This is a genomic window from Microcoleus sp. B7-D4 (genome assembly GCF_036705125.1).
Classification (GTDB): domain Bacteria; phylum Cyanobacteriota; class Cyanobacteriia; order Cyanobacteriales; family Microcoleaceae; genus Microcoleus.
In genome coordinates this window covers 1-21,608 of the sequence record NZ_JAUBTT010000105.1, presented here as the reverse complement: position 1 = coordinate 21,608, position 21,608 = coordinate 1, and the positions used below count along the sequence as shown (strand labels likewise).

Annotated in this window: 23 protein-coding genes; 8 read left to right on the top strand and 15 right to left on the bottom strand. The window is 43.1% G+C overall.

The genetic code is table 11. The features are described from left to right. Nucleotides 1-30: 30 nt before the first annotated feature. Together QUB12_RS31010 and QUB12_RS31005 are read right to left on the bottom strand one after the other, a co-directional pair. Nucleotides 31-285 carry a hypothetical protein gene (locus QUB12_RS31010; protein ID WP_333309979.1) on the bottom strand — a complete coding sequence of 85 codons (255 nt, stop codon included), beginning with the start codon at nt 283-285 and terminating at the stop codon, nt 31-33. 139 nt (nt 286-424) lie between these two features. Then, nucleotides 425-652, bottom strand: coding sequence for a DUF433 domain-containing protein (locus QUB12_RS31005; RefSeq protein ID WP_333146140.1), 228 nt, complete (start codon nt 650-652; stop codon nt 425-427). A 266-nt stretch (nt 653-918) separates the two neighbouring features. Here QUB12_RS31005 and QUB12_RS31000 point away from each other — a divergent pair, with 266 nt between their 5' ends. Further along, nucleotides 919-2,841 carry an ABC-F family ATP-binding cassette domain-containing protein gene (locus tag QUB12_RS31000; RefSeq protein ID WP_333146142.1) on the top strand — a complete coding sequence of 641 codons (1,923 nt, stop codon included), beginning with the start codon at nt 919-921 and terminating at the stop codon, nt 2,839-2,841. Nucleotides 2,842-3,017: 176 nt separating this feature from the next. On the opposite strand, the gene QUB12_RS30995 is transcribed toward QUB12_RS31000, so the two are convergent. Then, on the bottom strand, nt 3,018-3,677 hold the full coding sequence (locus QUB12_RS30995) for a DUF2290 domain-containing protein (protein WP_333146143.1): 660 nt from the start codon (nt 3,675-3,677) through the stop codon (nt 3,018-3,020). A 77-nt stretch (nt 3,678-3,754) separates the two neighbouring features. Then, nucleotides 3,755-5,869: an ATP-binding domain-containing protein gene (locus QUB12_RS30990; protein WP_333146145.1), complete on the bottom strand. Its 2,115-nt coding sequence runs from the start codon at nt 5,867-5,869 to the stop codon at nt 3,755-3,757. A gap of 858 nt (nt 5,870-6,727) precedes the next feature. On the opposite strand from QUB12_RS30990, the gene QUB12_RS30985 reads away from it, so the two are divergent. After that, nucleotides 6,728-7,969, top strand: coding sequence for a hypothetical protein (locus QUB12_RS30985; RefSeq protein ID WP_333146147.1), 1,242 nt, complete (start codon nt 6,728-6,730; stop codon nt 7,967-7,969). A gap of 335 nt (nt 7,970-8,304) precedes the next feature. Next, a complete protein-coding gene (locus tag QUB12_RS30980) occupies nt 8,305-8,880 on the top strand; it encodes a TIGR04376 family protein (RefSeq protein WP_333146148.1) in 576 nt (191 codons plus the stop codon). Nucleotides 8,881-9,229: 349 nt separating this feature from the next. Here the strand turns inward: QUB12_RS30980 and QUB12_RS30975 are convergent, their stop codons facing one another. The 8 genes from QUB12_RS30975 to QUB12_RS30950 all read right to left on the bottom strand — a co-directional run bounded on the left by QUB12_RS30975 (nt 9,230) and on the right by QUB12_RS30950 (nt 12,452). Continuing rightward, the gene (locus QUB12_RS30975; protein ID WP_333146149.1) at nt 9,230-9,604 is read right to left on the bottom strand and encodes a pirin-like C-terminal cupin domain-containing protein; all 375 of its coding nucleotides are present in this window, start codon (nt 9,602-9,604) and stop codon (nt 9,230-9,232) included. Between the two features lie 11 nt (nt 9,605-9,615). Continuing rightward, complete coding sequence (locus QUB12_RS30970; protein WP_333146173.1) at nt 9,616-10,056, bottom strand: transposase; 441 nt, start codon at nt 10,054-10,056, stop codon at nt 9,616-9,618. Between the two features lie 34 nt (nt 10,057-10,090). Beyond that, a complete protein-coding gene (locus QUB12_RS37655; RefSeq protein ID WP_445300680.1) occupies nt 10,091-10,468 on the bottom strand; it encodes a hypothetical protein in 378 nt (125 codons plus the stop codon). Beyond that, complete coding sequence (locus QUB12_RS37650; protein WP_333411864.1) at nt 10,437-10,694, bottom strand: hypothetical protein; 258 nt, start codon at nt 10,692-10,694, stop codon at nt 10,437-10,439. Before QUB12_RS37650 ends, QUB12_RS37655 begins: the two co-directional genes overlap by 32 nt. After that, a complete protein-coding gene (locus QUB12_RS37645; RefSeq protein ID WP_445252087.1) occupies nt 10,657-11,232 on the bottom strand; it encodes a transposase in 576 nt (191 codons plus the stop codon). Before QUB12_RS37645 ends, QUB12_RS37650 begins: the two co-directional genes overlap by 38 nt. 173 nt (nt 11,233-11,405) lie before the next feature. Then, the gene (locus tag QUB12_RS30960; RefSeq protein WP_333309975.1) at nt 11,406-11,861 is read right to left on the bottom strand and encodes a hypothetical protein; all 456 of its coding nucleotides are present in this window, start codon (nt 11,859-11,861) and stop codon (nt 11,406-11,408) included. Then, nucleotides 11,821-12,075, bottom strand: a complete 255-nt coding sequence (locus QUB12_RS30955) for a hypothetical protein (RefSeq protein WP_333146151.1) — start codon at nt 12,073-12,075, stop codon at nt 11,821-11,823. Before QUB12_RS30955 ends, QUB12_RS30960 begins: the two co-directional genes overlap by 41 nt. A gap of 95 nt (nt 12,076-12,170) precedes the next feature. Further along, a complete protein-coding gene (locus QUB12_RS30950) occupies nt 12,171-12,452 on the bottom strand; it encodes a hypothetical protein (protein ID WP_333146152.1) in 282 nt (93 codons plus the stop codon). Nucleotides 12,453-12,585: 133 nt separating this feature from the next. On the opposite strand from QUB12_RS30950, the gene QUB12_RS30945 reads away from it, so the two are divergent. The 3 genes from QUB12_RS30945 (at nt 12,586) to QUB12_RS30935 (ending at nt 15,038) form a co-directional block, all read left to right on the top strand. Next, a complete protein-coding gene (locus tag QUB12_RS30945) occupies nt 12,586-13,092 on the top strand; it encodes a hypothetical protein (protein ID WP_333146153.1) in 507 nt (168 codons plus the stop codon). Between the two features lie 208 nt (nt 13,093-13,300). Then, nucleotides 13,301-13,789, top strand: a complete 489-nt coding sequence (locus QUB12_RS30940) for a hypothetical protein (protein WP_333146155.1) — start codon at nt 13,301-13,303, stop codon at nt 13,787-13,789. Nucleotides 13,790-14,285: 496 nt separating this feature from the next. Beyond that, the gene (locus QUB12_RS30935; protein ID WP_333146157.1) at nt 14,286-15,038 is read left to right on the top strand and encodes a hypothetical protein; all 753 of its coding nucleotides are present in this window, start codon (nt 14,286-14,288) and stop codon (nt 15,036-15,038) included. Nucleotides 15,039-15,212: 174 nt separating this feature from the next. Here QUB12_RS30935 and glmU read toward each other — a convergent pair whose 3' ends face one another. Continuing rightward, on the bottom strand, nt 15,213-16,601 hold the full coding sequence (glmU, locus tag QUB12_RS30930) for a bifunctional UDP-N-acetylglucosamine diphosphorylase/glucosamine-1-phosphate N-acetyltransferase GlmU (RefSeq protein WP_333146159.1): 1,389 nt from the start codon (nt 16,599-16,601) through the stop codon (nt 15,213-15,215). A gap of 628 nt (nt 16,602-17,229) precedes the next feature. On the opposite strand from glmU, the gene QUB12_RS30925 reads away from it, so the two are divergent. Both QUB12_RS30925 and QUB12_RS30920 read left to right on the top strand, forming a co-directional pair. Then, on the top strand, nt 17,230-18,183 hold the full coding sequence (locus tag QUB12_RS30925; protein ID WP_333146161.1) for a hypothetical protein: 954 nt from the start codon (nt 17,230-17,232) through the stop codon (nt 18,181-18,183). 26 nt (nt 18,184-18,209) lie between these two features. Next, nucleotides 18,210-19,034 (top strand): sulfurtransferase, encoded by an 825-nt coding sequence (locus tag QUB12_RS30920; protein WP_333146163.1) that lies wholly within the window; start codon nt 18,210-18,212, stop codon nt 19,032-19,034. Nucleotides 19,035-19,544: 510 nt separating this feature from the next. Here the strand turns inward: QUB12_RS30920 and QUB12_RS30915 are convergent. Beyond that, the gene (locus QUB12_RS30915; protein WP_333309972.1) at nt 19,545-21,017 is read right to left on the bottom strand and encodes an MBOAT family protein; all 1,473 of its coding nucleotides are present in this window, start codon (nt 21,015-21,017) and stop codon (nt 19,545-19,547) included. Between the two features lie 309 nt (nt 21,018-21,326). Beyond that, nucleotides 21,327-21,608, bottom strand: a 282-nt coding sequence (locus tag QUB12_RS30910) for a hypothetical protein (RefSeq protein WP_333309969.1), incomplete at its 5' end; no start/stop codon positions are given.

Genomic DNA, 21,608 nt, shown 5'->3' with positions numbered 1-21,608 from the left:
AAGATACTCCAACAAAGGTTGGTATCTATATTATAGTACATTGCGAAGAGTTCTCCACTTTGTATAATCAGTTTTAGGAGTTGCTCGATTTTGCTTAACTCGCTCTAGCAATCCAGAAATTGCCAAAAGTTCTTGAGTTGCAGCTTCGCTTTCAGCATTTGCTAAGTAAGCCGCAAAATCAGCAAGCACTTGTAATCGTTCTGGTGATAGTTGCTGGAGTAAGTCATTAAGCTGGGGGTGTAACTCTGTCACAGATATCAAATCTGCTGAGGAGCGATCGTTCATTTGAGAATTATCCGTGCTTTTTTCCTCATTTTACCGCCTAGGTTTTTTGTTTGTCAATCTCCTCGTCATACCCAATTTAGTGTTTTGTATGAAATAATGTAAAAAAGCGGTTTATTCAGTTGTAATAGTAGTTAACTCACTAGCGATTAGGTAGCTCAATGATGAGCTCGTCAAGGTAAGAAGATACAAAACCTAGGGCTTGCCGGATATCTTCATCCTCTAGTTCTGGAAACTCTTGATCTAGCTCTTCTCGATCGGGATAAGTTGCTAGCAGCTCGATCACTCGACAAACAGTAAGCCGAAGATCGCGAATACATGGTTGCCCGTTCATCCGCTTTGGATTGCTTGTAATACGATCTCTTTTCATTTTGGCCCTCGCAACATCAAGATTAGTTCGGATGAAACCAGATCAAGTGTCCCAGTTAAACTGAAAATCACGCCTTTTTGATAGTCCTACTTCTGATATCATAGAAAAACAAAGCATCTAGTGTGAAATCTATTTGGAACATTCACTTTTTTAGTCTAGATTGTTCCTATAATTGTATTGCAGATGCGTTACAATATATGATATAACCTAAAATACCGCAATTCGCTTATCGATGTCAAAAGTTAGGTAAATAATTTTATATACTCATGACTATTTTTACTCTGCGATCGATCAAAAAAGACTTCGGCATCAAGGAACTCTTGACAGATGCCAGTTTCAGCCTGGATGAAGGCGATAAAGTCGGACTCATCGGCACCAACGGTTCCGGGAAATCAACCCTGCTGAAAATGATTGCCGGTATGGAGTCGATCGACTCTGGCGATCGCTGGGTCAATCCAGGGTCTACAATTGTCTATCTCCCCCAACAGCCGGATTTAGACGAAAATCACACTGTCTTAGAGCAAGTATTTGCTGACAGTGGCGAACAAATGGCTTTAGTGCGAGAATACGAGGAAATTTCCGATCAACTTTCCCACGGCAAAGGCGATACAGACAAGCTGATGGCGCGTCTGTCTGCGGTGTCGGAACGCATTGATGAGGTGGATGCGTGGGACTTGGAAACGAAGGCCAAATTGATTTTGACCAAGTTGGGGATTGAGGATTTTGATGCGAAAATTGCCGACTTGTCGGGCGGCTACCGCAAGCGAATTGCCTTAGCAACGGCTTTGTTGTCCGAGCCCGATGTGTTGCTGATGGATGAACCGACAAACCACTTGGATGCGCTGTCTGTGGAGTGGTTGCAGAACTATTTGAACGGCTATCGCGGTGCTTTGCTGCTGATTACGCACGATCGCTATTTTCTCGATCGCGTTACCAATCGCATCCTAGAGATCGATCGCGGCGACCTTTACAATTATGCTGGCAATTACGCTTATTACTTGGAGAAAAAAGCCTTAGCTGAAGAATCGGCCGCCAGCACAGTTCGCAAACACGCGGGTGTATTGCGGCGCGAATTGGAATGGCTCAAACGCGGGCCGAAGGCGCGGAGTACCAAGCAAAAAGCTCGGATCGATCGCATTAAAGATATGCGAGCCCAGGAGTTCAAAACAGCCAACGGCAAAGTCGAAATTGCCACAGCAGGCCGCCGGATTGGTAAGAAGGTGATTGAGTTACTGCATATCAGTAAAGCTTACGGCGATCGCACTTTAATTAAAGATTTTACCTACAATTTCACGCCCGAAGACCGGATTGGAATTATTGGCTGCAACGGTGCGGGAAAATCCACGCTGATGGATATCATCACCGGACGCATTCAGCCGGATTCGGGTACTGTCGAAATTGGCACAACCATTCATATCGGTTATTTTGACCAGCATTCAGAGGATTTGACGCCGAACGAAGACCAGCGAGTTATTGAATACTTGAAAAGTGTGGCCGAGTTGGTGCAAACGGCGGATGGGGAAATCATTACCGCTTCTCAAATGTTGGAAAAGTTTCTGTTTCCACCGAACCAACAGTATGCACCGATTAACAAACTTTCGGGCGGGGAAAAGCGCCGATTATTTCTGTTGAAAGTGCTGATGAGTGCGCCGAACGTGCTGATTTTGGACGAACCGACAAACGACCTAGACGTGCAGACTTTGGCGGTTTTGGAGGATTATCTCGAAGATTTTAACGGCTGCGTGATTGTGGTGTCCCACGATCGCTATTTTCTCGATCGCACGATCGACATGGTTTTCGCCTTGGAACCGGGTGGCAATTTGCGCTTGTATCCCGGCAATTATTCAGTGTATTTAGACTACAAAAAAGCCGAAGAAGCCAAGGAAATCAAAGAACAAAAAGAAAAAGAAAAACTAACACGCACCGCTGAATCTAACAATTCAAAATCCAAGAGTTCCACTCAAAGCTCCACCAAAGTTTCATTTAATGAGAAGCGGGAATACGAACAATTAGAAAGTCAAATTCCGAAGATGGAAGCTGAGAAACAAGAGATTGAGAAGAGATTGTCTAACAATGCTCCGAGCGGGTTTGCGGAGGTAAAGAAGTTATCGGATCGTTTAGCTCAGTTGACGCAGCAGATCGATCATGCGACTGAGCGCTGGTTGGAATTGGCCGAACGGGTGGGTTAATTTGGGTTGTGCTGTAGAACATCACGAAAAAACAATAATATATTGTAGGGTCTTGTAGGGGCTGGTTTAGCGTAGCTTCTATACTAGAATCGAGTTTACTGTGGCAAAACCCGCCCTCCCCACGTGATGTTTATTTGTACCCACTTACTTAAAGTTAAGTATGCTAATTTCTTTGGTCATTCAATAGCTATGTGCAATATCTTTTTTTCTCCGGAAGTTATAGTTTTATTAAAAAGCTTACTGGAAAATGTAAGTTGAGCTGTGAATTTTTTAAATGCGGTGTTGTAAAAACTACCAAGAATAAAAGATATGAATGTACTGGGTGCTATGGGAGAACAAACAGGTATTCTACAATTTTTAAATTGTCCCAAAGTTAGATGGGATTTCGGGTGATCTAATTCCTGATGGTTGTCTGGATCGTAATCAAATCTAATTGGTACTGGCAATATATTTTTTGCTATTATGTCTGCATATATTTCGTCATTTTCATAAATCTCCGGATCATTCTGAAAGTTTTCCAAAAATGGTGATGGAAAGAAGGCTAATCTATGTGAAATAAAACTAGAATTTTTATAAGTATACATCAACTGGATTAACGCACCATCAATCATTTTGATATTATAGTTGTCATTTCTATCTAATTCCTCATACATCTCTTTGTAATCAACATTTTTTAATACTATTGAGAGATCCTGCATTCCAGAATATGCGATTTTATAACTACCTTTACCAGTCTGTGTAGATGAAGGAAAATTTTGTTTATCCGATAAACCAATTAATATTAATTTTTGAGTGATTTCCTTAATTTCTTTGAAAATCTCTTGATGGCTAGTCATTAAACTTATTCATAAATTAGATTTTACTTGATGCAGAATAAAAGTTTGAGATTTTTGTCTGGAGATGTTAAAGATTCTCAAAGCTTGTCTTTTAGTTTATTTACTAACTCTTGGGGTAAGTCTTTTTTTTGGATTTCACCTTTCTCAAGAGCTTCAATTAAATCTATTATTAGACTACTACGTGACTTAGCCATAAGACCGCCTCCCTGTAGCTTTATCTCTCTATTAATAAGGTTCATTTCTTTGCGCTCTTCTTCTGTAGGATAAGTGAATTCAAGAACAAACTTTTTTTCCCTAATTTTATTAAATTCTTCTACTAAACCTCTCATATTTTCACCATAACCTAATACTCTTAGCCAAGCTTTGCTTCTTGTCATCGCAGTAAATAAGATATTCCTTTTTATGGCAAGTTCATAACCTGAAAAGCATTCTTGAGCATTGATCACATATATCATTGCAGCTTCATTTCCTTTAGCTCTATTGATACTCGTAAAAGTGATCGTTTCTTCACGAAAAAAATCATCTGGTGAAGTTGTTACTCCAGCAAGGTTAGAGTTAATCCGCTTTTCAAATAGTAAAGCTCTAGCGTCTCCAACAGCCTCTCTAGTTGTAAGTGGATTAGAGTGGATAACCATTATGTCGTCACCTTTCAATTCATCTTCCTTAAGATTCTTTTCGATTTCATTTATTAGCCATTCTATTTGTGTTTTGTTGCTGTCAAAAGATTTTAACATAATTAAGTCTTCAATATCTGAATGAGATTCCAGGAACTTAGGACTGGTATTGTTAGTCCTAGAAAGCTTAACAAATTTTCCATCTTCCAGGCTTCCTGCCTCTACTTCATAACCAATATCTCTCCATAATCCAGCATTTTCAAACATCTGGATTAATCCTTCATTTCTATATATACCAAAACCTAAAGCGTGTGCAGAAGTTAGGATGGGACGAGAATTTCTATAGCATTTTTCTAAAATAATGTCTTGTTTCGATTCCCCTGCTTTGTTCTGAAGTTGAACACGTGGTTTACCGTGAACATCTGTTCCAAAGATGACTTCCGGTGATTCCATTGTCTTTTTATTTAGATTTTGAAGCTCATCATAAGCATAAACCATTCTTTTTGGCTCTTTCAAAATTTCATAGCAAAGTCGCAAGAAATGTTTAGAAAAATCCTGGGCTTCATCAATAAGTATAGCATCATAATACCGCTGATAATTTTTAATTTTATTAAGAGCTTCCTCACAAACTCTATCAAACTCTTGACCATATTTAGCCATCGTTTTTGCTGAATTTAAATCTCGATATTCAATATTATGTCTTTTGCAAAATTCATAATAAATTCCTTCTATTGAAGGACTTCCCCAAGCATGAATTATTTTGACTTTTTCCCAATCTGGCTCTTCACTTTTATGCTCAATAGTAAAAGTATTAATAAGCTGCTTAAACTGACCTTTCAACGAACGGGTATTAAAAGTTACAGCAATATGCCAATCGGGGTGTTTTGCGTGTAGATATGCAGTTTTAAGAGCTAGAACTATGGTTTTACCCGAACCAGCAAGACCTCTAATTCTCTGGACACCTTCGACTGTTTCAATTACTGCTGCACTTTGATTTCTGTCTAAGTTGGCGATTGATTCTTCTAGTTTATAGAGCTTTGCTCCCCTGGAGTTTTCTTGCTTAACATAGCTGCGCTGATTTCTTTTTCTTATGGAAGTCATAGCTTGTATGACTGAGTTAAGTTCTTCAAAATATTCACTCGATGATGGCCATTCTAGTTTTTCCAAGTAGTTTGTAAGTTCTGAATCACTAATTATGACCGGATATTCATCGTCTAAACGCTCTGGTTTATGACTCCAAGCTGGTGCATATGTTACCACACCAAGTTCTACCATTAATTTTCTTTTGTTCGTGAGAGATTTCTGTTGAAGTAGTTTAGATTGAATTTTATTTATGCTCTCATCTTGTACTTCTTCTATGTTTAGGCTGATATCAGTTCCTTCCACAATGTTAAAAATAACAACACCCTGCTCTCTGGATACCAAAAGAGCATCAATCTGATAGCCCCCCTGAGAGGTTCCGATTATTGGGTATCCTAGATATAAGCTGCCATCGATATCGCTTCTCTTCTCAAAGAACTCAGCTAGCCTTCTAGATGACTCTGGTTTATCTACATCGCCTCGGATAACGTTAACCATGAGATGTTGCCTTACCTAATGTATGTACCTTTATTATGCCTCAATTCGGAGCGATCGTCCAACCTGTATTTTTAATGCGAAAGCCGGAACTCGCCGTTGGGATGCTGCACAAGTTTCGCTAGATATTCCCCTCAGCTTTTATCCTCTGTCAAGCTCCAGCAATGACAATTTTCTTGCTGCGCTGAATCAGGCAAATTTAGAGTTTGCTATTTTCTGCAAAAATTTGACCGCGCGCTCCTAATTATAAGTGAAAGTTATGTTTAAGCTTAAGGATTTTTCTTATTTTCATATTACAAACAATGTTGTAAAAAAATGTAAAAATTTTATTAGGAATGATTCTTATTTAGCCGACGATTTTGCAACGTTTGACAATTTATTACCTAATTGTGATGAAGCTATGGTACTATTAAAGTTATAAAATCTGTAGCTTGTTATTACTGTCAAACAAACTGACTAACAAACTTAAGACGGATAAAAGTCTGAAATCCTTGTCAAAGCTGCAATGCGATCGGAAACAGCGGCAAAAAAACCGCTTTTTTTGCGATCGCCTCAAGTAAAGCTGTGTGTCAAAAACAGCGAAGCCCCGGAGGGTGGGGTTGACAAAAGCACTAGAATATGCAGTAAAAGTCAGGGTAAGCAAATAAGACTGGCAGCAGAAAACAGGGGCGAAAAGGCACAAAACAGGTAAAACAAAAGTCGATCGGGCAAAGTAAGTTGGCCGAGGACTAAAAATATGGTGATGGGTGAGATACAATTGACCTGTTCTGAACCAAGAATTGGTCAACATCACAACTATCCTGTAGAAGTCTGAAGTTGAGAATCTCAGGGTTGTCGAGGAGCGGGAGCAAACAGAAAACTATGCCTCAAAAAGTAATCGCCAAACAGATGTCTTTGGAATCAGCGTCAGAGCCGATCGCCGTGAGGGCGACGGTGGAAACAGTGCCAGCCGAAGCAGTGGCAGTAGAGTCCTACGCAGATCGGTTGATGGACGAACTGTTTGAAGGAGTCGATGGAGCATTCGACGGTAGCGGCGGACTGCCATCGGAACCCGTGCAGCCAGAATTCGTGGCGCTCAAGTCGATCTCGGTACCTCAAATAGTTTTGTCGCAGTTGGCACCCCCCCAGCCACCGCGGGGCGAAAAAGACGTAGAAGCGATCGCCCGCCAAGTCGCCCTAGAAACAACCAAAAAACAGCAGTCCAAACAATCATTCGACAGAATCCTGCTGGGAGCAGCCTGTGGGTCGCTGCTGCTAGTCATGGGGTTATGGCTCGCAAGCAGGTCGGGACTCGTGCGCTTGCCCGCCACCCCCGCACCAGAGAGGTCGGTAGCAAGTGGCAAAACAGCACCAGACACCCCGTTTGTGGAATACGTGCAGCGCTCGCTAGAAGCGATCGAACAAAAAAAAGCACCCCAAGCTAACCCGCAACTTGCAGGAGTTCCCGGAGCCCCCACCCCAGGGACGCTGCCGAGCATTCCAATTTCCGGCGCGCCACCGGCAACAGCAGGTCTTTCGACAGCAGTCAACCGCATCGCTGATGCCCTAGAACAAGCCGGCGCGCAGCCGGGAGCACCAGCACCCCAAGTCGTAGTCATCCCTCCCCCCGCTCAGGTGACTGTGGCTCCGCCTGCTCAGGTGGCTGCTGCTCCGGCTGCTCCGGCTGCTCCGGCTGCTCCTCAAACCGGGGCAGTTTCCCCCTCGCCTGCTGCTCCAGCCTCCGGTCGTGCGATCGCCGCTGCGGGCAATCGAGAGCCCGTCGCCGCTTCCCCTTCCCCCTCGGAGTCTCCCCAGCCAAAGATTTTGGCTCGCGAAACCGAACCGGCACCAGCGCCCGCAGCCGCCCAGCAATCTGCGCCCGCGCCCGAGCAATCGGCACCAGCAGTCAGCAGCGCCCCGACTTCCGCCCACACGCTGGTAGGGATTTTGGAGTTGGGCGATCGATCTGCTGCTTTGTTTGAAGTAGACGGCGTAGCCCGCAGAATTTATGTCGGCGAAAGCATCGGCGCTAGCGGTTGGACGCTGGCAGAAATCAAAAATCAAGAAGCAGTTATCCGCAAGGGAGGAGATGTGCGATCGGTTTTTGTCGGCCAAAAGTTCTAATCAGTCATCAGTTATGAGTCATTAGTCCTCAGTCATTAGTTATGACTTAGGTCATCGGTAATCAGTAATGGGCAGCGATCGGGCTGTATATCACGAGCAGTGAAAAAAGTTATAATATAGGAACCGCCAAGACGTTCTTAATTGCTGAAACCATTGCTCTTATTGCTTCTTCCTTCTATCCGTTAAATCGCTTCCCCAATTCGTTACCGAACTTTCTTCTGCTATAACTAACAACTCAGGATCGATAATCAATCTCCAGTGACTAAGAACCAATGACTAATAACTAATGACCAATGACTAATGACTCATAACAGATGACTGAGGAATTATAAAAAATGGGCTTATTTGATGATTTCAGCCGCTTTCTAGAAACCCGATTAGAAGAATTTTTGCGTAGCAATCCCCATCTGGAATTGCAGGCAATAGAAGAACAACTGAAGGAACAAGAAGAAGACACTCTGCGGCTGATTCTCGATATCCAAAAACAAGAGAAAAAACTGCAAGCCGAAATTCTCTCGGCCGCCCAAGAAATTCAGCGCTGGAACGATCGCATCAACAAAGCTAAAGCTGCTCAAAGGCTCGATTTAGCTCAAGCCGCCCAAGAGCGGCAAGCCGCTTTGCTGCGTCAGGGAAATCAGCGCTGGGGGCAAATGCAAGGCTGCAAAGAACGGATTGAAAAAGCAAAAGAACTGTACCGCCAAATTCAAGTAAGGAGAAAAGAAGTCCGAGCAAAAGCAGCCGAAGCTGCAACTCGCACTACCGCTAAAACAGAGCAAAATTGGGATACAAAGGGTTGGAATCAGAGTTCAAATTATAACAGTTTTAATGCCGCAGATCCTTTAGAAGAAAAGTTTCAACGCTGGGAAGCAGACGAAGAACTCGATCGCATGAAGCGGAATATAGGCAGATAGTTACGAAAGCATCCCAATCCTGTAGGGACGGGTTCACCCGGAACTCGGATTCCTGGTGTAACTATTCGTCAACCCTCCAGACTCTCAGGTATTGCGATCGCTCGTTCAGACTTGATATAATTACCCTTCTAAAATTGTAGGGACAATTAATCAATCATCCCTACAATATTCTCACCTACTTAATTAGGGTTGCATATTTATGGTATAAACAAAAACTCTAATCAAGTAAAAAACCTATGATTTTTCCCGGCTGTCAATCCACAAATCTGACGGGGTGACAACCCCGTCAGGTGAAAAAGACGAATTCTGAATCAAAAAACAGTTTTTTAATTTAAATCGCTGCGGTTATTCACAACGGTTGCTCTGCTTGAGAAGGTGGCTCTTCTGGCAGCGGAATAAACTCTGTCTCTTGAGGAACCTGAGCAAAGCGTCCCTCTCTCCAATCGAGTTTGGCTTGCTCAATGCGCGAGTGCCGACTCGAAACAAAATTCCACCACTTATGGCGCTCACCAACAGGTTCACCGCCAATCACAATACAACGAGCCTTGCCGGAAGCAGAAATGTTTACTTCAGTGCCTGAAGTGAGAACTGCCAACCGATGTTGTTCCAGAGGCACTCCATCGATCATAAGCCCCTCTGTTACGCTGTAAACAGCCTGTTCGCTGTAATGACCCGGTAAGGTAAATTGCTTGCCAGGAGCTAGTTGCACGTCCAGATAAATCATGGGTAAACTACCTACGCTGACGCAAGCGTACAGCGTAGGCTTTCAGTAGCCCTAGAATCAATTGGACAAGCCAACAATTCTGAACCTCCAGGCTGGTTTACACTCAGCCCCACTAAAGCTATCATCAACGAGCCATTATTATCAGCATCCCCAATCCATCCACAAGCTTTATTACTACACTTAAAAGACTTATTGTTTCTGAGTCCAATGTGCAGACAACAATGACAGGTTTGACTGGTATAAGCAGGGTTAACTGCTAGGATCTCAATTCCTTCTTTTATTCCTTTGTATTCGAGAAATTGACGCAGTTGGTAGAAAGCCCAAGAATTAGACCGTCTTCGTTCAGTCTTGTTTCTCGGTTTCTGATTGGTTCTAGCTCGAATACCTGTTAAATCCTCAATAGCAATGAGGGATTGAGATTGCTTGGCTTCGTTAATGATAGCTTTGGATATATTATGGTTTAACCCTGTCGGGGCGACAAGTCACCTATAACGCTGATAGAATAAGCCTCATAGCTCTTATGCCTTGTTGATAATTAGGTAGTTTATGTGGAGACAAAGACATTAATTCAACAACAACCTGCCAATTACTAAACATCAAATCGACCCATGATTCACCCCAAAGTCCAATATAAAAAGTGCTATGTCTAGCATATTTTCTGTGACTTTCTGTTTTTCTGCTTAGATATTCTTGAACTTGCTTTGACTTAATTTCTATCCCTTGGATTATACTCTTCAAGTATGCTAGTGACAACAAAATTAATAATTTACTCAATCGCTCACCGGTGAGATTAGTCCTTTCTAGGTTATATCCTCCACTCTTAAAGTCTCGCTCACATTTCTTCAATTCCAAATCTTTTTGCATAGGCATCAACTGCTGCTTGTATATCTGCCAAGCTGGTCAGAATATACCAAGGTTCTTCTGTAGTAATATTTCGATATTTGCCCAGCCACTTACCGGCTTTATTAAACCCCTTAATGGGTGCGGTTTTTCTAATTGTTACTTCTTGATTGAAAAAGCTATTTCCTGGCTCTAATCCTAGCAGTTTTAGTTCAGTCCATAACTCCGATTCTGTCGGAAATGCAAACATTCTTTTTTAGTCGTAAACAGAAATCTACTTTCTTCTCCCTGAGCCAATTTGCCAGGGTAACACTACAAAATTCACGATCTCCTAACACGAGCAATTTATAATCTGATAAGGCGGCGAATACTGGCGTTAATACAAATTGTTGATTTTCCAATGTGCTGTTCCCTTGTTTTTCAAGGGCTTTCCAATAAATAGGAATGGCTCTTTTTCGCCAAATCATGCTGACCATCAAAATATTATTTGATTGCCATTTGGTTCGATCTATTGCTAAATATATAACCTTATTTTCTTTGACACTACCTTTAATCCAACCAATCACCAGTGGCAACCAAATATTATCTATACTCCATTCATTCTCTGATAAAAATCTCTGAGATTTTTTTCTACTTTCAAAATTAATAGGTATTGCTAGTTTTGTCGCTATGGTTTCTAATGTGACTTCTTTAATCGATTGCACCACTTGAATCAATAAAATTGTCACTAAGTAATTAGAACGTGTCAGCTTTTCTGACAAATGGGCATGATATAATTCTGGTATCATTTAATTGTTTTTTGGGTAAGAAGCTTTCTTACCCTATCTTTTTTCATGCTATTTGTCTAGAGTTGCCGGACTGTATGACTTTCAGGCGACCTGTCGCCCCGTCAGGGTTTAACCATGCCTGATACCGTCTCTCTCTACCCGATAACCGTTTCAAGATGTTTCTAGCTCTACGTCTAGTTGACAAGAGTGCCTAGAGTAGCTTTCTTTTGGAGAGAAGCCCGAACCCGATTAAATTTATCTCTTTTGTCTTGAATTTCTTTTCCAGACCATGACTTCCCTGTACTGGTTACAGCGATATCGCGTCTGCCAAAATCGACCCCCATGACATGACTGGTTTTCAAAGGGGATGGTACATCATTTTTAACTTGAATATGGATATACCAATCCCCATCTTTATGTTGACATAATTGTGCGGAAATTGGATTTTGACCTGAGAGTTGACCGCGCTGATAATTACTAACTCTCATTGGTATTTTGATTCGTTTTCCCGTGGTACTGATACTAGCTAAATAGCCGTCTTCAATCAAACGGAAAGTACGAGAATCACAGTCAAAACTGGTAGGCTTGAATCCTTTAACTTTTTTGCCTTTATATTTGGCAGTTAAACGATTCGCACCGACTCGCTTCACAAGCTCTAACAACATGATTAGCGGTTAAACCAAAACGCTCTTTAACGTCTTGATAACAAACTGCTTGGATTGAGTTTCTCTCGGTCAAACTCGCCTTAACGTTGTTATTAATATAGTTGCAAGCATCAGCAAACGCCTTGGTAGTATCGTCTAATAATTGACGCTGTTCTGGCGTAGGTTGAAGCTTTACAACTAGGGTTAAGACTTGTTTCATCGACTTTTAAAACTCACGCTTATGAGATGATAGCTTAAAAAGCAGTGCTACGCAAGTCCGAACTTTGTTGGTCGCAATTCCTCTCAACGCTCACCCTATCCGGTAGAGCGTGAGCCTCCTTGCGACATTAAAGGTGAAAATATTTGAACTGGGGAAGTGCGATCGTAGGCATCACCCGCCATTAGGGTGAACGAAACTCTTCTGGTGTGGGGGGCGAATTCTTGTTTGGCATTTGCCAAGTCGGTGTAAAGCTTTTGGATGTCCCAGCCGTTGCTGGCGCGTGCAAATGGTTCTTCGGGTCGATCGAGGGTAGAGGGTATCATTTGCGGCAGTCGCGATCGAGTTCCTAGTCTAATTCCTAACCAAAATCCTAACATTCGCTGTGCGCGATCGGACTGTTTTCACCGCTAATCTATTTTTAACACAGCAAACAGGGGAATGAGTTGCAGGTAGAAAATCCTCTCCTTTACAGTTGGCAAAATAACTATACATCAATCGGAGAAATAGAAAATGCCTGGAATTGCGATCGCCTTATTTTTCATCCTAGGTTTAGTTTTAAGTCTTGTTGGCTATTTTTGGGGATTAGTTCAAGCTTTTGGAGAGGAAACTATTTGGGGAGTGCTTTACTTGCTTGTCCCATTGGCATCATTGGTTTTTTATATCAAAAATTGGAGCAATGAAAAAATCAGAAAAACCTTTTTAATTCAATGTGCTGGATTGCTAATGTTTGTATTGGGAGGCATTACTACTTCAGTATTTTATGGCCAAATTTTTGTAAAAGTCTCTGACTCTGGATCTAATGTAGAGCAGGGGTATAACGAGCAATCGCCCTCTTCTTTGCCTTCTGGTTTCAACACTTCTCCATCACCCTATCAAGAGTTATCTCCTGCTTTCGAGTCAGTTCCTGCTGCCGAGCCATCTCCTGCTGTCGTAGCACCTGTTTCTGAGCCTATTTCTGCTCGTGTTGCTCCTCAAATTTCTGACTTCAAACAATCGATGAAACTCGGCTATATCTAATACGGGCAGGGAGACTATCAAACCGCTTTAATCAATTTTAACAGAGCTTTACAGCAACGTCCAGGCGACGCTTATGCTGTCAAGGCTGTTTACAACACCAAAAGTGCGATCGTCCAAACCAGTGTTAAATAATAATCCGTGCCTGATAAATTGTATACAGCGGATAGATAAGTAATTCACCTTGTTGGTGAAAATCCAAAATTAACTGATGAAAATTCTCACGCGAACACCTACTAAACTAACAATTCAAACTGCCAGCGCCTGGGATGGTTTGCTATTAATTTCTCCCTTCATTGTCATTGGACTATTGCAGATAATTTTAGCATCAAATTGGATAGGTGGAGGTATATTTCTGTTGTTTTCGCTGTCTTTGTTGGACGGCGCGATAGATGAAACATACATTTTTGATAAAACTTTTAGCAAAATGACCATTAAACGACGCGGTGTGTGGCTTCATGATGTTACCGAATGCTCAACTCGCGAGATTTCTGCGGTGGAATTAGAGGAAATAGGAGATAGCGAGGGAAATTGTAGCTATTATGTTGATTTGTGGATGTTAGGGGGCGATATCATCTGTTTAAGAAGCTATTCACTAACAGAACAATACAAAATGGCTGACTTGATTCGCAGCTATATCTCGATTAACGATAATCGCACGCTTAGCAATGTATTTGCCCTACAAATCGGTGAACCCTAGCTATCGCGTAGGCAATCGCCCAAATCCATAACTAAGCTGTTGGGCATTTAAATTTTGTGTTGAGGGCGGGCTTTCGGGCCCAACCCCTACTCCTCACAAGAGTGAAAGTTTATTTGACCATGCAATTTAAATGCTGATTAGCTTAATGATAATTAAGTAGGCACAAATAAACCTGATAATGTAACAAAATGTAAACCTGTTCTCACCAGAGTGATTACTTTCCTACGGCTCGCGAAGCTAAGGTCTCATTCCCATAACATAATTAATATACTTTTAAGATTCATCTACTTTAAATCACGGAAAGCTATCTTAAACCCATCCGCAGGTAAACTCGCGACCTTTGTTGTCGGTCAGACATTTTAGTGCTAACCTATTAGCAATATAAAAGGGGTCATGGCACAGGACGACTTCAAATAATATATAAGTTAACAACTTGGCTGATCGGGGTCAGGAAGTCGATGTGTAGCCTCAATTTTGGAATAAAAGGGTGAGATAAATGAAAATAATCAAGCAAACAGCGAGTGAATTAATAATTCAGACTCAAAGCATATTTGATTTTTGGCTCCCTAGTTGTTTATTCATGGCAGTTGGACTGATATCGCTGACTTTTGACTATCATGCAGCAACCCTGAACTGCCAGCGATTGAAGGCAAAACAAGGAAATTGCCAGATTGTGCGATCGAATTTACTGGGGTCGAACATCAAAGAAATTGAGCTGGCTTCTTTGCGGGGAGCTAAAGTTGAAAGATGCGGCTATAAAACCAGAGTTGTACTTTTGACTTCTGTTGGCACTGTTCCTTTCACTGCTAACTCCACTAATTGGGGAACCCAAGACGCTGTGGCTTCTGACATCAATTTTTTTGTTAAAAATGCAAAAAATGGATTGCTGCGCTTAAGCCAAGAGGATCACTGGTTGGGATGGACAGGAGGCATATTTTTGCTCGCAGGAATCGCAGCGATCGTCTTGAGAAATAATGAAATCTACAGCTTCGATGAAAATTTAAACACCTTGACTGTTAAACAGCGGGGTTTGTTGGCACGTAAAGTAATGGAATACTCTCTGTGCGATATTTATGGTGTGGAAGTCGATCGCACAAAAGATCGGGATCATGACATTTGGTACGAAGTCAGGCTGTTAGCTTGTGGAGGCTCTCGCATCTCCTTACCCCGCACCATGAACCCATACCAGCAAGCAAAAATCGCCAAAGCGATTAACAACTATCTGCACCAGCAAAATCACCAAAAATAGCCGATCGCGATCGACCCGATTTCTCAAGGTTGCGGACTTACGCAGAAACCGGGTTTTTCACCAAAATCTCTTCTAGAGTGCGATCGCTTCCAGTATAAAAACCCGGTTTCTTTGGTATCCAGTGCGAAACTCGCGATTGGGTGGAAACTCATCATCTAAAAAGTGAACAATCGTTCACTTTGTAGGTTCTTTCAACTTCCAACCTGGTTTGACAACTTGCCGGGAACGGGCAATTACTAAACAATCATTCGGCACATCTTCTGTCACCACAGAACCCGCCGCTACAGTAACATCTTCGCCCAAAGTTATCGGTGCAACCAGCACGCTGTTAGAACCAGTTTTACTCCCATCGCCTATTTGAGTTTGGTGCTTGTTTTTTCCGTCATAATTCGCCGTAATTGTCCCAGCACCGATGTTGACTTTTTCTCCCAAAGTCGCGTCGCCTAAATAAGACAAGTGAGCGACATTAGTTCGATCGCCTATTTGAGTATTTTTCAATTCTACAAAATTGCCGACGCGACAGTTCGCCCCAATTTCTGCGTGTCCCCGCAAGTGTGCGTAAGGGCCAACTCGCGAATTTTCAGCAACCATACTGTCAGAAACCACCGAATAAAGCACAGTCACATTTTCCCCAATCTGACTGTTTTCGATCAAACTGCCGGGGCCGATGCGACTACCAGAGGCGATCGAAGTATTTCCCCGCAAGTGAGTTTGCGGTTCAATTACCACATCCGGCTGCAACTCTACGGTATCGTCAATGGTGATGCTGTTGGGATCGAGCAGCGTCACTCCCGCCGTCATCCACTTGTCCTTTATCCGCGTTTGCAAAATATCGCAAGCTGTAGCTAAATGTTTGCGATCGTTAATTCCCAATATTTCTTGATAATCTTCCACATCCACCGCCATCACCGGACTGAGGAAATTTACCGTATCAGTTAGGTAATATTCTTTTTGGTCATTGTCTGCCTTCAATTCTGGCAAAATTTTCTCTAAATCCGGCCAGTGAAAGCAGTAAACACCTGCATTAATTCGGTGATTTTGCTTTTGAGCTTGTGTGCAGTCGCGGTCTTCGACAATTTGCTGGACTAAGTTTTGACTGTCGGTAAATACTCGACCGTATCCTTGGGGATTCGGCAAATTAGCTGTCAATAAAGTAGCAGAGTTTTGGTGCTGTTTGTGAATGGCCATCAATTGTTTGATAGTTTCTGCCCTCAGCAAAGGTACATCCCCATTTAAGACCAGCAAGTCTCCTTGAAATCCCTCTAAGTGAGGCAGCAATTGTTGGATGGCATGACCTGTTCCCAATTGTTCGGTTTGTTCGACAAATTCTAGGGGAGGAGATTGAAGATTTTTCCCTGATATTTCTTGACCTCGAATCAGGGATTCTTTAACGAGTTCGCCTCGATAACCGACGATGACAAGTCGCCTGGTAATTTGAATTTCTTGACAACTTTGGAGGACTCGCTCAACTAGCGATCGACCGCCCAATTCGTGTAGAACTTTAGGCAAGTCAGATTTCATGCGCGTGCCGCGTCCAGCAGCTAAAATTGCTATTGCTACCATTGTGCGATCGAGTTATTTGCTATAAAAACTTGAATATTGACTAACTGATGATATCACTCGCTGTCGGCCGATGGCACTGCGATCGCACAATTTTTTAATCTCAAATCTCACATCCGCGCGATCGAGGATTTTTCCAGGCGGATGCTGGTTGTAGGGGCGATGCTGGCAATATCTGGACTGGCGCGCCCGGTATCAAAAACCTGGTTGCAGCAACAGTATTTGGCGGCTGAGCAAGACGACTTGCATGCCTCACTACAAACCTGAGTTCGTTTGGGGGTAAGGAATGCGAGTCTTTTCCCAAGGGCTGGGAGGGGGAGCGAGAGTGAGAATTTGCATCTTTGGGCTGGGATTTGCCACGATACATTATACTATTTGTTGAATTTCAGTTAGGGTGTTTTCAACTTTAAAAAAACTATTTCTGACTTTTTCATTAATTCTGCCTTCTATAGCAACCGCGCCCGAAGGTTAAGACGTTCTTAATTGCTGAAACATGAGCTATCATATTGCTTCTGACTTCTCTGCTAAATAACTAAAGCCTTCTGACTTCTTCCATCCGTTACATCTGTTACGTAATCCGTTACCGAACTTCCTTCTACCTTCTACCTTCTGCATTATCAGGTGTCCAGCTATGACAGAGCTTAATTTTCAGGAACTTGCCAAGCAGGGAAATCCGCAGGCGATCGCATCTTGGCTTGACAGCCAGTTGCAATCTGAAGGCATCACAGCCTCGGCAAATCTCGACGGCGATTGTTTGGATGTAATTCTTGAGGCCGAGCAAGTACCGAAAGAAGATACATTAGTTGATTTTGTTCGCACCGAGCTGACGAATTTGCAGCCGGATTCGATTCGCAAAGTGAAGGTGGATGGCCGAGAAAGCGGTCAGATTGCTGCTGCTTGGAGTCAAGAGTTTAGTTTGGAGAACAGCACTTTTGAACAACAAAGTTTTGCAGGAGAAGCTGTACCAAATACTGCTGTTGCTAATATGGACGATCGCACAGAGATGGAGAGCAATATTGAGGAAGAAAAACCGCCGGAACTTGCTGCTTTTGAGAACCGGCTGCGATCGACTTTCATTGTAGTCGGGCTAGTAACGGGTATGTTGGCGATCGCCGTGGTGGCGTTTGTCGGTAAAATTTTGAACCAGCCAGCAGCAACTGCTGGGAATAATCCCGATGGAACAGCAGATTTAGCAACTGCACCAGATACTTTTCGAGAAGCCGTTAACAGCGCACTCACAGCAGCAGAGTTAGGGCGATCGGCAAAAACCAAGCAAGACTGGACGACAGTTATCGATCGTTGGCAAGAAGCGGTCTCATTAATGAGAAGAGTACCAGTGTCTAGCCCCAACTATCAACTCGCTCAATCAAAAGTAATCGAGTATCAGAAATATCTGCTTTACGCTCAAGAAGCAGCAGTAACTCCCCCTCAGCCAACTCCAACTCCCGCGCCCGCCGAAAAATCACCTTCGGAAAAAGCAACTCCTAAAAAATCAAATTCTGAAAAAAGAGCTTCGGAGAAAGCAACTCCTAAAAAATCTCGTACCGATAAAGCAGAACCAGAGAAAAAAGCTCCTTCCCGATAAATGTTCAAATATTGATGTGAAAAATTATGACTGACAACACTTTAATCGTTTCTCCTGAATGGTTAGCCACCAATACCGACAATCCGCAAGTTGTAATCATTGACTGTCGTTTTTCCCTTGGCGACCCTGAATTGGGACAAAAACAATATCAAGAAAGTCACATTCCTGGAGCTTTCTACTTAGATTTAAACCGCGATCTCGCGAGTTCAGTGGGCAAACACGGCGGTAGACATCCGCTGCCAAATATTGAAGAATTAGCTGATAAATTGAGCGCGATCGGCATTAATTCACCAGAAACTTTAGTCGTCGCCTATGACGATTCGCGACTGGCTTTTGCTGCTCGCTTGTGGTGGCTGCTGCGATATATGGGACACAGCAAAGTCGCTTTGTTAGACGGCGGTTTCAGCGCATGGAAAGCGGCGGGCTATCCGGTAACAAATACTTTGCCCGACCCCCGCGAGGGTAAATTTGTTGCTCACTTGCAGCCGGATTTGGCGGTAGATATTGAGGCGGTAAAAGAGCGTAAAGACTTGCCGGGAAAGGTTTTGGTTGATTCGCGAGAAAGTGAGAGATATGAAGGTTTGCGGGAGCCGATCGACCCCATTGCAGGTCACATTCCGGGTGCGGTTAACTATCCGTGGCAAGGGGTGACGGATGAAACAGGAAAAGTGCGATCGGCCTCGGAACAAAAACACCGGTGGACGGAATTAGAAAAAGCGGAAGAAATCATCGTTTATTGCGGTTCCGGGGTGACAGCTTGCGTTAATTTACTGTCTTTAGAAATCGCCGGAATTCCCGATGCTAAACTTTATGTCGGTAGCTGGAGTGACTGGTGTTCTTATCAGTTGTAGCCTGCAGGAGCGAGATGATTGTTGAGTGTTGACTGTTGACTGTTGACTGTTGACTGTTCACGGCGTCAACCGTCAACATCATGCCGGTGTAACCGGAAATGATATCAAAGCGAAATTCCTCGCTATGAGGACTAATGAGTTCTTCAGTCCTCTTTGAGAGGACTTTCGCTATGAGACAGGGAATTCATTCCCTGGCGGACTGTTGGGTGAGCGGGAGGACTGACGGACTCAAAGCTTAAGTTGACACTAATATAGCAATCCTAAATCATTTGCATAATTATTGTAGGGGCAATCCCCCCGTGGTTGCCCGATAGATAGGGGGTAGGCACGGGGGCACTACCCCTACAAATGTATCTGAATCATTTAGGATTGCTATAGGTAGCGGGTAATCACTTCGACTGACATCTTGCACCCTTGTCAAGAACAGGCTTTCCGGCCTGTTCCACAAGAAAATCTACTCTTTGTGGAACAGGCCGGAAAGCCTGTTCAGAAGGCGAATTAAACAATACCCTAAAAATCAAAATAAATATAAGGCAAACCGCCTTCGGGAGCCAACAGCCAAACCGCATACAAACAAAGCGGCACTAACACCAATTTCATCGGCCAATTTAACTCCAATTTCAAACCCCGACTCAACGCATAATTCCCCAGCATCGCCACAGCCAAAGCAGCCAACATCCAAGCTAAACTCACTCTATCTAAACCCAAAGCTTCTACATAAACTTTCTCAGCAAACTGCACATCAGCAGTGTGTCCCCACAAATGCGAAATCGCCCATCCAGAATCCTTTAAATCGGGAAGTCGGAAAAATATCCAACTACCAAAAACCATCGCCTGAGTCCACAGCCAACCGATCGCAATACCGATCGGATTTTCCCACAAAAACTCAATCCGCAACCGCTTAAACAGCACATCAGTCAGCCTGTGAACCGCCAAAGCTAAACCGTGTAAACCCCCCCACACAATAAATCCCCAAGCTGCCCCGTGCCAAATTCCCGCAATTAACATGACGATCGACAAATTCAGACAAGTGCGCCACAAACCGACTCGCGAACCGCCCAAAGGAAAATACAAATAATTGCGTAGCCAATCGCCTAAAGTCATGTGCCAGCGTCGCCAAAAATCAGCTATGCTGGCACTAAAATAAGGAAAATCAAAATTTGGTGGCAAATACCAACCCAGCAGCAAAGCAGTACCGCGCGCCATGTCAACATAGCCACTAAAATCGAGATAAAGTTGCAGCCCGTAAGCCAAAATCGCCAGCCACAAATCCTCGCTACCCGCCCGCTGCAAGTTGGTAAAGCTTAAATCGACATAAATTCCCAAGTTATCTGCGAAAAGACCTTTTTTTACTGCACCAAAGGCGATCGTCCAAAGCCCCTCAGAAATGCGATCTGGCGTCGGAAATTGCTGGGTTTTCAGTTGATAAATCAAGTTGTGATACCGAGTAATCGGGCCGGAAATCAGTTTTGGAAAAAACAACTTGTAAGCAGCAAAGTGCAGCAGCGAAGTAGCAGCAGGCGCGCCTCGGTACACGTCAATCAAATAAGCAATGCACTCAAAGCAAAAGAAACTCAATCCCAGGGGTGCGATGACGTGACTTTTCACCCAGTCAGCCCCGTCGATAGCTACAGGCCAATTGAACAAAGTGCCGATCGAACTCAATAAAAAAGGCACATACTTAAAGCCCAGAAGCAGCAACACATTCAGACAAATGCCTATCCACAGCAGCAACAAACGGCGGCGGTTCCAAGATTCATTAGCAATCCGCCAATCCAGAGGTTCCCCAATCGCCATCGCCAAGCAGTAATTAAACAAAGCACCGACTAACAGCAGAGGAATGTACCAAATTTGCAGCGAAGCATAAAAAATCAAACTACCCGCCAACATGATGAACAGCCGCCACCACCGCAGCGGAACCGACCAGTAAGCCGCGAACAAAACTAACAGAAACAGCGCATATTGAAGGGAGATGAAAGTCATACCATTTTAGATTTTAGATTTTAGATTTTAGAATTGGGAATGGCTTATTTGGTATGGGTTTGGATTACTGGCCTACTGTTGCATTATTTTTATTAATCGAGACTTTGCTAAGAACGAGATTTATCATGGATTTTAGCCGATCGCCGACACGAAAACAGGCCCTCGGTAAGTCCCTACTATATAGTCGGCAACTGAGAACTGCTACATTTTACAGCACAAAGGTTAAATGCTGTTGCAAATTCAATAAATCTTGTCGTGTATAAATTAACTCTCTTACGAACCATATAAAATTCGGTGAAAAAAATATAATTAGGTTCGCAGCATCGGACTTCTGTTCTCAACAGCTACAATTCCTGATATCGTTTCCCTTCGCATCGGAATAATATTTTTCATCACGATAGCAGGTATTTGACAAGTAGTTCGATCGCATTTAAACCCTTCCAAAACCTCAAATTCGGTCAGATACGGTATGATAATGTCGATAAAAATTGCTTGCGGTTGCTCAAAGAGCAGCCGGGAGCATCTCATATTTGTAAAAATACTTCTTCTGGCTCCTTCCTTCTTCTGGCTCCTTCCTTCTTCTTCTTTCCT

Bases quoted from the DNA above. Each gene is read 5' to 3' on its own strand.
- QUB12_RS31010 (WP_333309979.1), bottom strand. From the start codon at position 285: ATGAACGATCGCTCCTCAGCAGATTTGATATCTGTGACAGAGTTACAC.
- QUB12_RS31005 (WP_333146140.1), bottom strand. From the start codon at position 652: ATGAAAAGAGATCGTATTACAAGCAATCCAAAGCGGATGAACGGGCAA.
- QUB12_RS31000 (WP_333146142.1), top strand. From the start codon at position 919: ATGACTATTTTTACTCTGCGATCGATCAAAAAAGACTTCGGCATCAAG.
- QUB12_RS30995 (WP_333146143.1), bottom strand. From the start codon at position 3,677: ATGACTAGCCATCAAGAGATTTTCAAAGAAATTAAGGAAATCACTCAA.
- QUB12_RS30990 (WP_333146145.1), bottom strand. From the start codon at position 5,869: ATGGTTAACGTTATCCGAGGCGATGTAGATAAACCAGAGTCATCTAGA.
- QUB12_RS30985 (WP_333146147.1), top strand. From the start codon at position 6,728: ATGCCTCAAAAAGTAATCGCCAAACAGATGTCTTTGGAATCAGCGTCA.
- QUB12_RS30980 (WP_333146148.1), top strand. From the start codon at position 8,305: ATGGGCTTATTTGATGATTTCAGCCGCTTTCTAGAAACCCGATTAGAA.
- QUB12_RS30975 (WP_333146149.1), bottom strand. From the start codon at position 9,604: ATGATTTATCTGGACGTGCAACTAGCTCCTGGCAAGCAATTTACCTTA.
- QUB12_RS37655 (WP_445300680.1), bottom strand. From the start codon at position 10,468: ATGCAAAAAGATTTGGAATTGAAGAAATGTGAGCGAGACTTTAAGAGT.
- QUB12_RS37650 (WP_333411864.1), bottom strand. From the start codon at position 10,694: ATGTTTGCATTTCCGACAGAATCGGAGTTATGGACTGAACTAAAACTG.
- QUB12_RS37645 (WP_445252087.1), bottom strand. From the start codon at position 11,232: ATGATACCAGAATTATATCATGCCCATTTGTCAGAAAAGCTGACACGT.
- QUB12_RS30955 (WP_333146151.1), bottom strand. From the start codon at position 12,075: ATGAAACAAGTCTTAACCCTAGTTGTAAAGCTTCAACCTACGCCAGAA.
- QUB12_RS30950 (WP_333146152.1), bottom strand. From the start codon at position 12,452: ATGTTAGGATTTTGGTTAGGAATTAGACTAGGAACTCGATCGCGACTG.
- QUB12_RS30945 (WP_333146153.1), top strand. From the start codon at position 12,586: ATGCCTGGAATTGCGATCGCCTTATTTTTCATCCTAGGTTTAGTTTTA.
- QUB12_RS30940 (WP_333146155.1), top strand. From the start codon at position 13,301: ATGAAAATTCTCACGCGAACACCTACTAAACTAACAATTCAAACTGCC.
- QUB12_RS30935 (WP_333146157.1), top strand. From the start codon at position 14,286: ATGAAAATAATCAAGCAAACAGCGAGTGAATTAATAATTCAGACTCAA.
- glmU (WP_333146159.1), bottom strand. From the start codon at position 16,601: ATGGTAGCAATAGCAATTTTAGCTGCTGGACGCGGCACGCGCATGAAA.
- QUB12_RS30925 (WP_333146161.1), top strand. From the start codon at position 17,230: ATGACAGAGCTTAATTTTCAGGAACTTGCCAAGCAGGGAAATCCGCAG.
- QUB12_RS30920 (WP_333146163.1), top strand. From the start codon at position 18,210: ATGACTGACAACACTTTAATCGTTTCTCCTGAATGGTTAGCCACCAAT.
- QUB12_RS30915 (WP_333309972.1), bottom strand. From the start codon at position 21,017: ATGACTTTCATCTCCCTTCAATATGCGCTGTTTCTGTTAGTTTTGTTC.